This window comes from Nonomuraea helvata, from assembly GCF_039535785.1.
Lineage (GTDB): Bacteria > Actinomycetota > Actinomycetes > Streptosporangiales > Streptosporangiaceae > Nonomuraea > Nonomuraea helvata.
The window spans coordinates 1,020,804-1,034,608 of the sequence record NZ_BAAAXV010000005.1 but is presented as its reverse complement, the minus strand read 5'-3'; the positions used below and the strand labels follow the sequence as shown (position 1 = coordinate 1,034,608).

12 protein-coding genes are annotated in these 13,805 nt (G+C 71.7%); 6 read left to right on the top strand and 6 right to left on the bottom strand.

Annotation, left to right across the window (positions count from 1 at the left end):
- Window positions 1-100: 100 nt before the first annotated feature.
- The 6 genes from tnpA to ABD830_RS24130 all read left to right on the top strand — a co-directional run bounded on the left by tnpA (window position 101) and on the right by ABD830_RS24130 (window position 7,271).
- Entirely contained in the window at window positions 101-541 is a 441-nt protein-coding gene (tnpA, locus tag ABD830_RS24155; RefSeq protein WP_344991366.1) for an IS200/IS605 family transposase, read from the top strand.
- Window positions 534-1,751 carry an RNA-guided endonuclease InsQ/TnpB family protein gene (locus tag ABD830_RS24150; protein WP_344991363.1) on the top strand — a complete coding sequence of 406 codons (1,218 nt, stop codon included), beginning with the start codon at window positions 534-536 and terminating at the stop codon, window positions 1,749-1,751. Before tnpA ends, ABD830_RS24150 begins: the two co-directional genes overlap by 8 nt.
- A 153-nt stretch (window positions 1,752-1,904) precedes the next feature.
- Window positions 1,905-2,264 carry a MerR family transcriptional regulator gene (locus ABD830_RS24145; protein WP_344991360.1) on the top strand — a complete coding sequence of 120 codons (360 nt, stop codon included), beginning with the start codon at window positions 1,905-1,907 and terminating at the stop codon, window positions 2,262-2,264.
- Between the two features lie 36 nt (window positions 2,265-2,300).
- A complete protein-coding gene (locus tag ABD830_RS24140) occupies window positions 2,301-3,743 on the top strand; it encodes a penicillin-binding transpeptidase domain-containing protein (protein ID WP_344991357.1) in 1,443 nt (480 codons plus the stop codon).
- Window positions 3,744-3,818: 75 nt separating this feature from the next.
- The gene (locus ABD830_RS24135; RefSeq protein WP_344991354.1) at window positions 3,819-6,185 is read left to right on the top strand and encodes an ATP-binding protein; all 2,367 of its coding nucleotides are present in this window, start codon (window positions 3,819-3,821) and stop codon (window positions 6,183-6,185) included.
- A 312-nt stretch (window positions 6,186-6,497) separates the two neighbouring features.
- Complete coding sequence (locus ABD830_RS24130) at window positions 6,498-7,271, top strand: AMP-binding protein (RefSeq protein ID WP_344991351.1); 774 nt, start codon at window positions 6,498-6,500, stop codon at window positions 7,269-7,271.
- Between the two features lie 17 nt (window positions 7,272-7,288).
- Here the strand turns inward: ABD830_RS24130 and ABD830_RS24125 are convergent, their stop codons facing one another.
- From ABD830_RS24125 to ABD830_RS24100, 6 genes are read right to left on the bottom strand one after another with little or no spacing between them, the layout of a single operon-like run.
- Window positions 7,289-8,293, bottom strand: a complete 1,005-nt coding sequence (locus ABD830_RS24125; protein ID WP_344991348.1) for a 2-hydroxyacid dehydrogenase — start codon at window positions 8,291-8,293, stop codon at window positions 7,289-7,291.
- Window positions 8,290-8,907: a histidine phosphatase family protein gene (locus ABD830_RS24120; protein WP_344991345.1), complete on the bottom strand. Its 618-nt coding sequence runs from the start codon at window positions 8,905-8,907 to the stop codon at window positions 8,290-8,292. Before ABD830_RS24120 ends, ABD830_RS24125 begins: the two co-directional genes overlap by 4 nt.
- The gene (locus ABD830_RS24115) at window positions 8,904-10,328 is read right to left on the bottom strand and encodes an FGGY-family carbohydrate kinase (protein ID WP_344991342.1); all 1,425 of its coding nucleotides are present in this window, start codon (window positions 10,326-10,328) and stop codon (window positions 8,904-8,906) included. The genes ABD830_RS24120 and ABD830_RS24115 overlap by 4 nt, the downstream gene beginning before the upstream one ends.
- Window positions 10,325-11,812 (bottom strand): FGGY family carbohydrate kinase, encoded by a 1,488-nt coding sequence (locus tag ABD830_RS24110; RefSeq protein ID WP_344991339.1) that lies wholly within the window; start codon window positions 11,810-11,812, stop codon window positions 10,325-10,327. Before ABD830_RS24110 ends, ABD830_RS24115 begins: the two co-directional genes overlap by 4 nt.
- On the bottom strand, window positions 11,812-13,044 hold the full coding sequence (locus tag ABD830_RS24105; RefSeq protein WP_344991336.1) for a sugar ABC transporter permease: 1,233 nt from the start codon (window positions 13,042-13,044) through the stop codon (window positions 11,812-11,814). The genes ABD830_RS24110 and ABD830_RS24105 overlap by 1 nt, the downstream gene beginning before the upstream one ends.
- Window positions 13,041-13,799 (bottom strand): ATP-binding cassette domain-containing protein, encoded by a 759-nt coding sequence (locus ABD830_RS24100; protein ID WP_344991332.1) that lies wholly within the window; start codon window positions 13,797-13,799, stop codon window positions 13,041-13,043. Before ABD830_RS24100 ends, ABD830_RS24105 begins: the two co-directional genes overlap by 4 nt.
- Window positions 13,800-13,805 lie beyond the last annotated feature (6 nt).

Sequence of the window (13,805 nt, the reverse complement as noted above, 5' to 3'; positions counted from 1 at the left end):
CGGGAAGGCGCTCTATCGCCTGAGCGTGCCTTAAGTCGCAGGCTTGCGTGGGTTCCGGTGAACGTCGGTGTTATAACAAGGCGATCGTTATACTGATCGTGTGTCTCGTCAGGTGCGTACTTCCCCCGGTGCGGCCTATGACTTGGGCTACCACGTGGTGTGGTGCCCCAAGTACCGGCGGCCTGTCCTGGGCGGCCGCGTCAAGACCCGGCTGGAGGAGTTGCTGCGCGCCAAGGCCGCTGAGCACGATTGGGAGATCATCGCCTTGGAGGTGATGCCCGACCACGTGCACATGTTCGTCAAGCCGCACCCGAAGAACTCCCCGTCGTACGTGGCCAACCAGTTCAAGGGCTACACCTCCCACCACCTGCGGGCCGAGTTTCCACACCTGCGCTCCCGGCTGCCGACTCTGTGGTCGCGCTCGTACTTTGTGGCGAGTGTGGGCGCGGTCAACGCGGCCACGATCCAGCGGTACATCCAGACCCAGTACGAGCGTGTCCCCGCCGGCGGGCGGGCCACGAGCGGGGGCGAGGATGCGTAGGTCGTTCAAGTTCCTGCTGCGGCCGACCCGGCATCAGGAGATCGCTCTGACGGCGATGCTGGATGATCATCGGGCGTTGTACAACGCCGCGCTGGAGGAACGCCGGGAAGCGTGGCGGCGCTGCAAGGTCTCGATCCGGTACGGCGATCAGTCCGCCCAGTTGAAACAGATCCGTGACGCTGATCCCGAGGGCCAGGGCCGCTGGTCGTTCACCAGTCAACAGCAGACCCTGCGGCGGCTGAACAAGGCGTTCGAGGCGTTCTTCCGCCGGGTCAAGGCCGGTGAGACACCTGGCTATCCCCGGTTCAAGGGCAGGGGCTGGTTCGACACCGTCACCCTGGTCGAGGGCGACGGCGCGAGATGGGACTCCCAGCCGCACCACCCGGCCGCGACCCACGTCCGCGTGCAGGGCGTCGGGCACCTGCGGGTGCACCAGCACCGGCCGATCGCCGGGCGCGTCAAGCAGATCGAGATCAAACGGGAGGGCTCGCGCTGGTATGTGATCTGCTCGTGCGACGATGTGCCTGCCGTGCCATTGCCTGCGACCGGCCGCGAGGTCGGGGTCGACATGGGCGTCGCGCACTTCGCGACCGTGAGCGAGCCGATCGACGGCGTCACCGACGAGGGCGGGCATATCGCCAACCCCCGCTACCTCAAGACCGTGGAGGAGGAGCTGGCCACCGCGCAGCAGGCCTACGCCCGCACCAGACGCGGCAGCACCCGCAGGAAGAGGGCCGCCAAGAAGATCGGGCAGATCCACCGCAAGATGGCCCGGCAGCGCACCGACCACGCGCACAAGATCGCGCTCGGCCTGGTCCGCGCGGCCGACGTGATCGCGGTCGAGGACCTGCGCATCGCGAACATGACCAAGAGCCCAGCGGTGAAGTCTGATGCGCAGGGGGGCGGATTCCTGCCCAATGGGTCAGCGGCGAAGGCTGGGCTGAACAAGAGCATCCTGGACGCGGGTTGGGGGGTGTTCCTCGCGATCCTCACTAACAAGGCTGAAAGCGCCGGTCGGGACGTGATCGCGGTGAATCCCCGCAACACCTCCCGCACCTGCCCTGAATGCGGGCACGTGTCAGGGGCCAATCGCACCACCCAAGCCGGCTTCGTCTGCGTCACGTGCGGGTACGCCGCCAACGCTGACGTGGTCGGAGCGAGCAACATCAAGAGGGCCGGGCTGGTCCTCCGCGACGCCCGCGCGGCGTAGCGAGAAGCCACCCCTTTTGCGGGGTGGAGGAGTCACGTCAAGACGTTGACCTGGAGTGCACTCCAGGTGGGATGCTAGGCGCGTGAGCGAGCGTAGCGAGCGAACCAATGGACACAGCAGTGTCACACTCATGCGACCGACGAAGGAGGTCGCATGAGTGTCTACACACCTGCGGAAGTGGTCGAGGAGACCGGCTTCAGCCTCGACACCCTGCGTTACTACGAGAAGATCGGCCTGCTGGAGCGCGTCGGCCGCAACGCGGCCGGGCAACGCAGGTTCAGCCAGGAGGACGTCGGCTGGCTCGGCACACTCCGGTGCCTGCGTGACACGGGCATGCCCATCCGCCAGATGCAGCGCTTCGCCGAGCTCGTACGCGCGGGAGACCACACGATCCCCGACCGGATCAAGCTCCTGGAGGAGCACGACCGGCAGGTCCGGGCGCAGATCGACAACCTCACCGAGCGGCAGAACTACATCCACAACAAGATCTCCTACTACCGCAGCATCCTCTAGCCGCGCCTTTGCGTTCCGGCTGTTAAACCAAGATCCATGGCCGGATCGAGGGCGGAGCGGATCAACGAGCCGCTCCGTCGCGTCGCCAGGTGCTGCTCGGCGATGCTGTTCCTCGTGCTGGCGCACATAACGCTCATCCAGGCGTTCGGCTCGCGCGTGCTCAACTCCGACCGCAGGAACGAGCGGCCGCTGATCGCCAGGTTCGACCATCCGCGCGGCGACATCCTCACCTATGACGGCACGCCGATCGCCACGAGCCGCCCGACCGGCGCCGGCCCGTACCTCTACCGGAGGTCCTACCGGGACGGCGAGCTGTACGCCGCGGTCACCGGGCACATGTCGCTCTACCGCTCCACCGGGATCGAGCAGGCGCGCGACGGCGTGCTGTCCGGGGAGGACGCCAAGGTCAAGGTGCGGTCGCTGGTCAGGGACGGTGTCGTGGAGGGGGCGGACGTCCGGCTGACGATCAGGGACCGGGTGCAGCGGGCCGCGTACGAGGGGCTCAAGGCGACGGGGCTGCCGGGGGCGGTGGTGGCCATCGACCCGGCGACCGGGGCGATCCTGGCACTGGCCACCTATCCGACGTACGACCCGAACGCCCTCACCACCTTCGACCCGGCGCGGCTCTCCGAGACCGCGCGCCGGCTCGGGGAGGATCCGTCGCACCCCCTGCTCAACCGGGCGCTGAACCGGCTCTATCCGCCCGGGTCCACGTTCAAGCTGGTCACGGCCGCGGCGGCGCTGGCCTCCGGCGAGTACACCCCGTATGCGCTGGTGGACGCCCCCGTCCGGCTGCGGCTCCCCGGGACCTCGACGGTCCTGGAGAACGCCGGTGGCGGCGGGTGCGGGGAGGCCCGGCCGACGCTGACGTACGCGTTCCAGGTGTCCTGCAACACCGCGTTCGCCAACATCGGGCTCCAGCTCGGGCAGGACCTGCTCAGGGATCAGGCCGAGGCGTTCGGGTTCAACGCGCCGAGCCTGAGCGTCCCGCTGGCGGCGGACGCGAGCCGGTATCCGCTCGGCATGGACAGGTCGCAGACCGCCCTGTCGGCGATCGGGCACCACGACAGCCGGGTGACGCCGCTGATGGTCGCCATGCTGTCGGCGGCCGTGGCCAACGACGGGGTGCTGATGCGGCCGTACCTGGTGGAGGAGGTACGGCTGCCGGACGGCTCGGTCGTCGACCGTGCCGCCCCCGCGGTCTACCGGCGGGCCGTGTCGCCCGCGGTGGCGAAGGACCTGGTGGCCATGATGACGATGGCGCCGCACGCCGGGGCGTCCAGGGGGTCCGGAGTGGGAGCGCCAGGATTTCCCGCCTCGAAGGCCGTCCCGGGGACGGACGACCACGCGGTCATCACCGCCTTCGCACCCGCGAACGCGCCCGAGGTGGCGGTTGGGGTGGTGCTGGAGCATCCGGGGTCGCGGGCCGACGCGGTGACCACGATCGTCCAGGATGTCATCGAGGCCGCAATGGAGTGAATGTGCCCGCGGGCACTGACAGTTCTCCACGATTACGTCTGGGCGCATGGCGTAGTTGGTGACACACTCACAGTGATGCTGCGATCTGCTGACTTCAGCAACCTGCCGGCCGAGCCGAACGCGTTCGTGGGTCGGGAGTCCGACCTCGACGAGCTCGTCCACCTGATGCGCGTGTCGCGGGCCGTGACCCTGTGCGGCGCGGGAGGCATCGGGAAGACCCGGCTGGCCCTGCGGCTGGCCGACAGGATCGCCTCCGACCACCCGGGCGGCGTGTGGCTGATCGAGCTGGCGGACCTGGAGAAGGGCGAGCTGAGAGGTTACGTCGCCGCCGCGCTCGGCATCGTGGGCGACCTGGCCGAGACGATCGGCGGGCGGCGCGCGCTCCTGCTGCTCGACAACTGCGAGCCCGTGATCGGCGAGTGCGCGGAGCTCTGCCGTGACCTGCTCGGCGCCTGCCCAGGGCTCACCGTGCTGGCCACCAGCAGGGAGCCGCTGCGCGTGCCGGGCGAGACGGTGTGGCGGGTGCCGCCCCTGTCGGTGGAACTGTCGGTGGACGGGGAGGAGAGCGAGGCCGTGCGGCTGTTCGTGGCCAGGGCCACCGCCGCCAGGCCCGACTTCACGCTGACCGACGAGACGCGGCCGCTGGTCGTGGAGCTGTGCCAGGCGCTCGACGGCCTGCCGCTGGCGATCGAGCTGGCCGCCGCCATGGTCAGGGTGGTGTCGGTCGGCCAGCTCGTCGAGCGGCTCGACGACCGGTTCAGGCTGCTGGCGGGCGGCGCGCGTACGGCCCCGGCCCGGCACCGTACGCTCAGGGCCGCCGTGGACTGGAGCTACCGGCTGCTCACCCCGCAGGAGCGCCTGCTGCTGCGCCGCACGGCCGCCTTCCGCTCCTCGTGGACGCTCGACCTGGCCGAAGCCGTCTGCTCGGGCCCGGGGCTGGCCGAGGAGGACGTGCTGCTCAGGCTCTGCGACCTGGTGGACAAGTCGCTGGTCGCCCTGGACGGGGAGATCGCCGGTCAGGCCCGTTACCGGCTGCTGGAGACCGTACGCGACTATGCGCTGGAGCAGCTCGCCGAGTCCGGGGAGGAGGCCGAGCTGCGGCAGCGGCACCTGACGGCGCTGGCCGCGATGGCGGCCCGGTTCAAGGAGGCGATCGCGCCGGGCGCGCGCACGTCGTGGCCGGTGATCGAGCGGTACGTCAACCTCTTCGACGCGCTCAAGGCCGAGCTCGGCTCGGCCTGCGACTGGTCGATCGCCAACGGGCAGCCGGAGACCGGGCTCGGCCTGCTGACCGACATCCGCTACCTGCTGGTCGGCAGCGGCAGGAAGCTCGACGTGACAGAGCGGCTCGACCGCCTGCTGGCGCTCGGCGCCCCGCAGGTGCGGCGGGAGCTGCGCGGCCAGGCCACGATCCTGCGCGGCGAGCTGGCGCTGGCGGCGGGCGATCTGGAGCCGGCCACGAGGTGCACACGTGCGGGCCTCGACCTGTGCAGATCGGTCAAGGACGGGTACGGCGAGGCCATCGGCCTGATCGTGCTGGCCCAGCTCACCGGCCAGCCCGACACCCTGTCCCGCGCTCTGGAGCATGCCGGGCAGTCGGGCGACCTGGTCCTGGAGTCACTGGCCCAGGGCACCAAGGCACAGATCAGCCTGCACCACGGCCGACTGCACGAGGCCCAGCGCGCGTTCGAGGAGGTCCTGGCGATCACCGAGGACCTCGACAACCACGTCGGCCAGGCCTTCGCCCACATCGGGCTCGCCCAGGTGGCCAGGCATTCCGGCGACTCCGCGGTGGCCAAGCGGCACTACGAGTCGGGGCTGCGGCTGCTGCGGCACGTGGACGCCAGGCAGCAGATCGTGAGCTGCCTGGCCGGGCTCGGCAAGGTGGCGCTCGACGAGGGCGACCTGGTGGAGGCCAGGGCCAGGCTCACCGAGGCGCTGGTGCTCAGCCGCGACGCGGGGCTGCGTTCCGGCATCGCCAGGCGGCTGGAGGAATGGGCGGTCCTGGTCAGCGCCGAGGGCGACCTCCGGCGCGCGGTCCTGCTGGCCGCCGCCTCGGTGGCGCTGCGCGGCCGGCAGCCGGACGCGCGTACCGAGGACGTGCTGCGCCCTGCGCGGGCGGAGCTCGGCGAGGCCGTGGTCGGCATGCTGTGGGCCGAGGGCACGGGCATGACCGCCGAGCAGGCCGTGGCGTGCGCCCTCGACGGAGCGCTGCCCGAGCGGCCCCCCACGCCCGTCATATCGGTCCACCAGGACAGCCGGCTCACGGCAAGGGAACGCGAGATCGCCGAGCTGATCGCCAGAGGGCTCAGCAATCGGGCCATAGCCGACGAACTCATCATCAGCCCCGCGACAGCCGCCCGCCACGTGGCCAACATCCTGTCCAAGCTGGGCTTCTCCACACGTACACAGATCGCCGCATGGGTCATCGAGAGCCGCTGACCCGTGCACCTCTCTACACATCACGGTGCAGGGCCGGTTACATCCTCTAATGGCGATGTCGGCGCATGTGCTGCCGCCGTCTGCACACCTAACGTTGCTAAGTGTGATCGGCCACTCGGGGAGTGGCCGATCGATCGCGGACGTCACGCGTCCGCACGGGGCTGGGCCTCCTCGGAGGGGTGGGGGCCCGGCTCCGGGCGCGTGACCGCGGGCTCGAGTCGCGCAGGGCTCGGGCCCGCCCCGCTGGAATGCACATCGGCCTACATACATCGGTGGATGCTGGTCGGGCCGCTCAGCCGTACGTTGGCGGGCATGAAGCCCACCGCCTCGACCACCGGCACCGTGATCCACGAGGTGTTCCGCCAGGCCTACGAGCGCGGCGAGCGGCCGGCGCTCGTCGACCTGCGTGGCGGCCACGTCTACGGCTACCGGCGGCTGGTGACCGAGGTGACCAGGGCGGCTTCCGGGCTCGTACGCAGAGGCGCGCGGCGCGACCAGGTGGTGGGCGTGCTCGTCTCGACGGCCGGCGCCCAGACGCTGGCCGTGCACACCGTGCTGGCCGCGGGCGGGGTGGCGGCGCCGATCGACCCCTCGCTCGGCGCCGGCGAGATGGCCGCCCGGCTGCGCGAGTGCGACGCCCGCACCCTGATCACCACTCCCGACCTGGCGGAGACGGCGGTCCGGGCGGCCGACGAGTCCCGGGTGCGGCAGGTCATCTCGCTGGGCGCGGCGCTCGACACGATCGACTTCCGCGGGCTGCTCACGTTGGAGCCCACCGCGCTGCCCGTGCTCGACGCCAAGCGCCAGGACGCGCTGCTGACGGCGGACGGCCGCCGGCTGTCCCACGCCGACCTGCTGACCAGGATGACCGAGCTCGACCTCCCCGTACGCCTGGCCGAGCCCGACGTCGTGCTCACCACCTGGCTGCCCGACGGCGGCGGCGACCTCGTCGCCCTGGTCGGGCTCGGCATGTCCAAGGGCGCGCTGGTGGTCGCCGCGGGCGGCGGCGACGTGCCCGGCACCAGCTACGACTTCAGCGTCACGGTGGTGACGAGCCCCGAGGGCACGCTGGAGCGCATCCGCTGACCACGCGGAGCCAGGGATCAGACGGTGGCCACGTGGGCCAGCGGCTCGCCGCGCACATAGCGGGCCACGTCCGCGGCCACGATAGAGGCCGCGTTCATGGCCGTCTGCTTGCTGGCCCCGGCCAGGTGCGGAGTCATGATCAGGTTGGGGGTCGTGAGCAGGCGGGAGCCGGGCGGGATGGGCTCCTCGGGGAAGACGTCCATCGCGGCGCCGAACAGGTGACCCGAGTCCAGCGCGTCGCACACGGCGTCGTAGTCGAGCAGCGCGCCCCGGGCGCAGTTGACCAGGACCGAGCCGGGGGGCATGGCGGCGATCTGCGCCGCGCCGATCATGCCGATGGTCTCGGGGGTGGCACGGGCGTGCAGGGAGACGAAGTGGGAGCGGCGGAGCAGCTCGTCCAGCTCCACCTTGCCAGGCACGTCCACGTACGGGTCGTAGACCAGCACGTCGGCGCCGAAGCCCTCGAGCATGCGGGCCACGCGGCGGCCGATGGCGCCGTAGCCGACCAGGCCGACCGTGTTGCCGTCCAGCTCGGGGCCGACGTTGTCGTACATGTAGTAGTCGCCCCGCCACACGCCGCCCGCCAGGTCGTTGTGCGTCTGGGGGATCCTGCGGGTGGCGGCGAGCAGCATGGCCAGGGTGTGCTCGGCGGTGGCCACCGCGTTGCGGCCGGGCGCGAACGTCACCGCCACGCCCGCCGCCTTGGCCGCCTCCAGGTTGGCGTTCACGGGGCCGCCCCGGCTCACGCAGAACAGCCGCAGGTCGGGGGAGGCGTCCAGGACGCGCTTGGTCAGGGGGGCCATCTGGGTCACGCAGACCTCGACGCCGCGCAGCGCCTCGATCAGCTCGTCCTCCACGTCCGACGCCTCGTCCACCTCGCCCACCCGGCCGAACGGCTCGACCGGCCACGGCAGCGTCAGCTCACGGACGTCAACCTCGCCGGGGACCTCGCGCCTGAGCGCGTCGATGAGCAGGCTGTTACGGACGAAGTGGTCGCCTGCGGCAAGGACTCGGATGGTCAACGAACGGCTCCAATCGGGGAGTTGTACTGCAGCAGCGCGGCGCGCCGCCCAGCGCGAAGGCGCAGCTCGGTGAGGGCGCAGTTGTCCAGGCGGGGGAAGAGCCGCCGGTACTCGCCCAGCGGCACGCCGATCAGGCGGCACAGGGCGAGCCTGATGGCGGTGGTGTGCGCGACCACCAGGACGCGCCCGTCGGCATGGGCGGCGGCGATGTCGTTCAGCGCGGCGACGAACCGGTCGGCGGCCTGGTGCGGGTCCTCGCCGCCGGGCAGCGGGTGCTCGGCGGGGTCCGACTCGAACGCGGCCCGCGCCTCCGGGAACCGGGCCGCCATCTCGGCGGAGGTCAGGCCCTCGCCCTCGCCGAAGTCCAGCTCGCGCAGCCGGGCGTCGGTCTGGAGGGCGACGCCGGCCTTGGCCGCGCCGGCGGCGGCCGTGATCTGGGCCCGGCTGAGCGTGGAGGCCCACACGCCGGACAGGCCCGCCTGACCGGCCCACTCGGCGAGTTGGGCGGCCTGGGCGTGGCCGCGCGGGGTCAGCTCGATGTCGCTGATCCCGGCGTAGCGGTTCTCGGGGTGCCAGACGGTCTCGCCGTGGCGGACGAGGACGAGGTCGGTCATCGGTCGGTCCTCTCGCGCGCGTGTTCGGCGGCGGCCGCGTCGAGCCAGCCGCGCCGCTCCAGTTCCGTGACGAAGCGCAGGTACGCCTCGGTGAGGTCGGCTCCCGACGGGTCGACCACCCCCCGGGTCCTGATCATCCCGCTGGAGTCGCCGGACGCCAGCACGGCCATGCCCAGGGCGGGCTCGGCGTTCTCCCGCAGCGTCACGGGACGTCCCAGGACGTCCGCCCGCAGCTGCGTCCAGTACGCGCTGCGGGTGGCGCCGCCGGTCAGGATGATCTCGCCGTCCACGGGAGCGCCGAGCAGGTCGAGGTAGTCGAAGCAGAGGCGCTCGACGAACGCCGCACCGAGCAGGATCGCCGCGTAGCGCTCGACGTCGTCGGCCGGGCTCCCGAGGGTGAACCCCTCGGCCCCCGGGGCGTCGAACGGGAAGCGCTCACCACGCGACACCAGCGGATACGTGACGCTCGCCGGCGGACCCGGGCGGGCGCCCGCCTGGGCGCTCAGGGCGTCGAGGTCGCGGCCGGGCAGGTCGCGCGTCAGGACACCCGCGCCCGTGCTCGACGCGCCCCCGGGCAGCCACGAGCCGTCCGGCGCGCGGTGCGAGTAGACGACGCCGAGCGGGTCGTGGATCAGCTCTTTTGTCACGCCCTTGAGCACCAGCGTGGTGCCCAGCACCGAGTTCCAGCTGCCCACCCGGTCGGCGCCCGCGCCGAGCTGGGCCGCGCACCCGTCGGTGGTCCCGGCGATCACGGGCGTGCCCGCGGGGATGCCGGTCTCCTGTGCGGCCTCGGCGCAGACCACGCCGAGCCGGGTGCCGGGCCGTACGACCTCGGGGAGGATCTGCGAGGGCACCCCCAGCGCGTCCATCACCTCGAGGGGCCAGCGCTCCTCGATGAGATCGACGCCGGTCTTCAGCGCGTTGCTCAGGTCCGTGGCCACGTCGTGCCCGACCAGCCGCCGGTTGACGAAATCGCTCTGGTGAGCGAGCCGGGCCCCTTCGGCCGCGTCCCTGAGCAGCCAGAGGAGCTTCGGCAGCGCCCAGTTGGGCTGCATGCGCCGGTAGCCCAGCCGCTCCCAGACGGCCGCGCCCACCTCGTTGGCGCGCCCGGCGTCGGCGCGCCGGTCGTCGTACATCAGCGCGGGCGTCAGAGCCCTGCCTGAGGGGTCCGTGAGCAGGATCGTTCCAGAGGTCGCGTCCACGGCCACGCCGGCCACCTCCGACGCGGGCACGTACCGCAGCGCCTCGCGGGCGGCGACGGACAGCTCGCGCCACCACTGCTCGGGGTCCTGCTCGTGGCGGGGTCCGTCGCGGTGGCTGGTCAGCGCCCGGCTGGCCGTCCCGACCACCTGTCCGTCGCCGGTCACGGCCATGACCCGGACGCTCTGCGTCCCGAGGTCGACGCCGATCCAAACGCTCATCTCCGGCCCCTCATCTCGGCGAGCAGCGGCCAGGAGGCCGCGTTCGTGCCGCGCAGCGTCAGGAAGTCGTCGAACAGCCGCGTGTACAGCTCCTGGCGGACGGGGGAGGGCTCGACCGCGTCACGCATGCGTACGTGCTTCGAGGCCGCCGCGGCGATGGACGGAGCGGCGCCGGTCGCGGCCAGCCCCACCAGGTACGCGCCCCGCGCGCCCACCTCGGAGTCGGCCGGGCGGCGCACGGGCAGCCCGGTGATGTCGGAGATCAGCTGGAGCCAGACGGTGCTGTTCGAGCCGCCTCCGCACACGCGCAGCTCCGTCGGCTCGGCGCCGGTCGCGGCCAGGCAGTCGCGGATGACCATGGTCAGCCCTTCGAGCGTCGCCCGCGCCACGTCCTCGCGGCCGTGCTCGAACGACATGCCCAGCAGGGAGCCCCTCGCCAGCGGGTCGGAGAACGGCGCCCGCTCACCGGCGGGCGACAGGTACGGCAGGAGCGTCAGCCCGCGCGCGCCCGGCCGGCTCAGCAGCGCGAGGTCGCCCAGCTCGGCCGGCCCGTGCAGGCCCAGCATGCGGCACGTCCACTGCACCACTTCCGTGCCCGCGAACGTGGGGAAGGCCCGCAGGTAGCCGCCGGGGATCGCGATCGTGATCCCGATCGGCTCGCCCTCAAGATCGGCGGAGTCGACGATGACCTCGGTGCAGAGCGTGGTGCCGAGGATGCCGCACGCCTGACCGGCCCGCACGGAGCCCGCGCCCAGCGCCGTGGCGGCGATGTCGTACGGGGCCATCGCGACCGGCGTCCCGGCGGGGAGGCCGAGCGCCGAGGCGGCCTCCCGGGTCAGCTCGGCGACATGACTGGAGCGGATCGGGGGCAGCAGCCGCTCGGCCCACTCCAGGCCGAACATGGCGAGCAGCGAGGGGGAGTACGCACGCGCCCGCAGGTCCATGAACGGCGCGGACGCGTCGGACTCGTCGGCCACCAGCTCCCCGGTCAGCTTCGCGAAGATCCAGCCGCCGCAGGTCAGCATGGCGCTCGACCGCTCGAGCCGTCCGGGATCGTTCGCGCGCAGCCAGGTCAGGATCGCGTGCGGCAGCCCCGAGGCGGCCGACGAGCCGTTCAGGCGGAAGGCGTCGGCCGCGACCCCGGAGCGGGTCCAGGCGTCCACGGTCGAGGCGGCCCTGGCGTCGTTCCACAGGATGGCGGGTCCGGTCGGCTCGCCCTTGTCGTCGACCAGCCAGCAGCCGTCGCCCTGCGCCGTCACGGCCACGAAGTCGACCCTGTCGCCATTCCGGTCCACCTGTGCGGCCACCTCCCGCACGGTGGCGGCGACCGCCTCCCAGACGGCGCCCATGTCCTGCTCGGCATGGCCGGGCGCGGGCCTGGAGACCGTGGTCTCCCTCCGGGCGACGAACGCCTCCGCGCCCTCGGCGTCGTACCCGACCGCCTTGATGACCGTGGTCCCGGCGTCCACGCAGATGATCGCCATCAGGCCCTGCCGTGAGAGGTCCTCGACCGCCGCGACACGGAGTCGACGATCACCGCGAGCAGCAGCACCGCGCCGGTGACCACGAACCTGATCGAGGAGTCGAGGTTGAGCAGGGTCAGGCCGCTGGAGATCGACTGGATCACGATGATGCCGAGCAGCGCGCCGAACGCGGTGCCGCGCCCGCCGAACAGGCTCGTCCCGCCGATTACGGCCGCCGCGATGGCGTTGAGGTTGACGTCGCCCGTGCCGCTGGACTGGTTGGCCGCCGCGAGCCTGGCCGCGGCCAGGATGCCACCGACCGCCGCGAACGTGGAGCAGAGCACGAACACCGAGGTGTAGATGGCCTTGACGTTGATGCCGGCCCGGCGGGCGGCCTCCACGTTGCCGCCCACGGCGTAGACGGCCCTGCCCCACTTCGTCCGCGACAGCAGGTAGTGCATGATCAGCACGAGCGCCACGAAGAAGACGAACATCCAGCCCACGCCGCGGGTCTGGCCCAGGTACCAGACCACGAACGCCAGCACCACCAGCAGCGCCGCGCTCCTGACGGCCAGCACCGACACGCTCCTGGCCGACAGGCCGGCCTTGCGCCGCTGCTGCGCGTGCAGGTACCCGCTGCCGAACAGCCACACGGCCGCGATGACCGCGAACGTGTACGACAGCCAGGCCGGCACGAAGTCGAGCTGCGCGAAGTTCACCAGGCCCGAGTCGAACGGCAGGTTGATCGAGCCCTTGGTGCCCAACACGTACAGCTGGAGCCCGAGGAAGGCCAGCAGGCCGGCCAGCGTGATCACGAAGCTCGGCACGCCGAACCTGTTGAACAGCTGGCCGTACACCCAGCCGATGACCGCACCCATGATCACCGCGGCCGCGATGGACAGCCAGACCGGCAGCCCCTGGCCCACGAACAGGACCGCGAGCACCGCGCCCGACAGTCCGCTGACCGAGCCTACGGACAGGTCGATCTGGCCCACGAGCAGCACGCACACGATGCCGAGCGAGATGATGCCGACGGCGGCGGACTCCAGCGTGAGGTTCACCAGGTTCGCGCTGGACAGGAAGATCGGGTTCAGGACCTGCAGCACCGTCCAGATGACCACGAGCCCGACCACGACGGGGATGACGCCGAGGTCGCCGCCTCGGGCGCGGTCGAGCACGTCGGCGAGCGCGCCGCGCAGCCCGTCGCGGTCCTGGAGCCGCTCGTCCTGGCGGTCTGTCGTCAAAGTGCTCATGAGTTCCCCCTCTGCGCCCGCCGGGACACGACATTGTCCGTGGCGCCCGTGATGGCGGCGATGATGTCCTCGGTGGAGACCTCGTCCACGGCGAACACCCCGTTGTTGCGGCCCAGGCGCAGCACCGCGACGGTGTCGGCGACAGCCTTCACGTCCGCCATGTTGTGGCTGATCATGATGACGCCCAGGCCGTTCTCGCGCAGCCGTTCGACGAGGTTGAGCACCTCGGCCGTCTGGGCCACGCCGAGCGCGGCGGTGGGCTCGTCGAGGATGATGATCTTCGGGTCGCCGAGCAGCGACCTGGCGATGGCCACCGTCTGCCGCTGGCCGCCCGACAGCGCCGCGACCGGCACCCGTACGCTCGGGATCTTGGCGGAGAGCTGGCGGAGCAGCTCCCAGGAGCGGGTCTCCATGGCCACGTCGTTGAGGCGCAGCGGGCGGATCTCCTGGCCGAGGAACAGGTTCTGGATCACGTTGAGGTTCTCGCAGAGCGCCAGGTCCTGGAAGACCGTGGCGATGCCGAGCTTGTGCGCGGCGGACGGCGTGGGGATCTCGACCTCGTTCCCCTCGAACGTGATCGTGCCCGCGTCCGGCGGGTGCACGCCGGACAGGATCTTGACCAGCGTCGACTTGCCCGCGCCGTTGTCGCCCACGACGGCGACGACCTGGCCGGCCGCGACGTCGAGCTCGATGTCGGTGAGCGCGGCCACCGCGCCGAAGGTCTTGCTGATCCCGCGCAGGGACAGGACGGTCATCGGCGC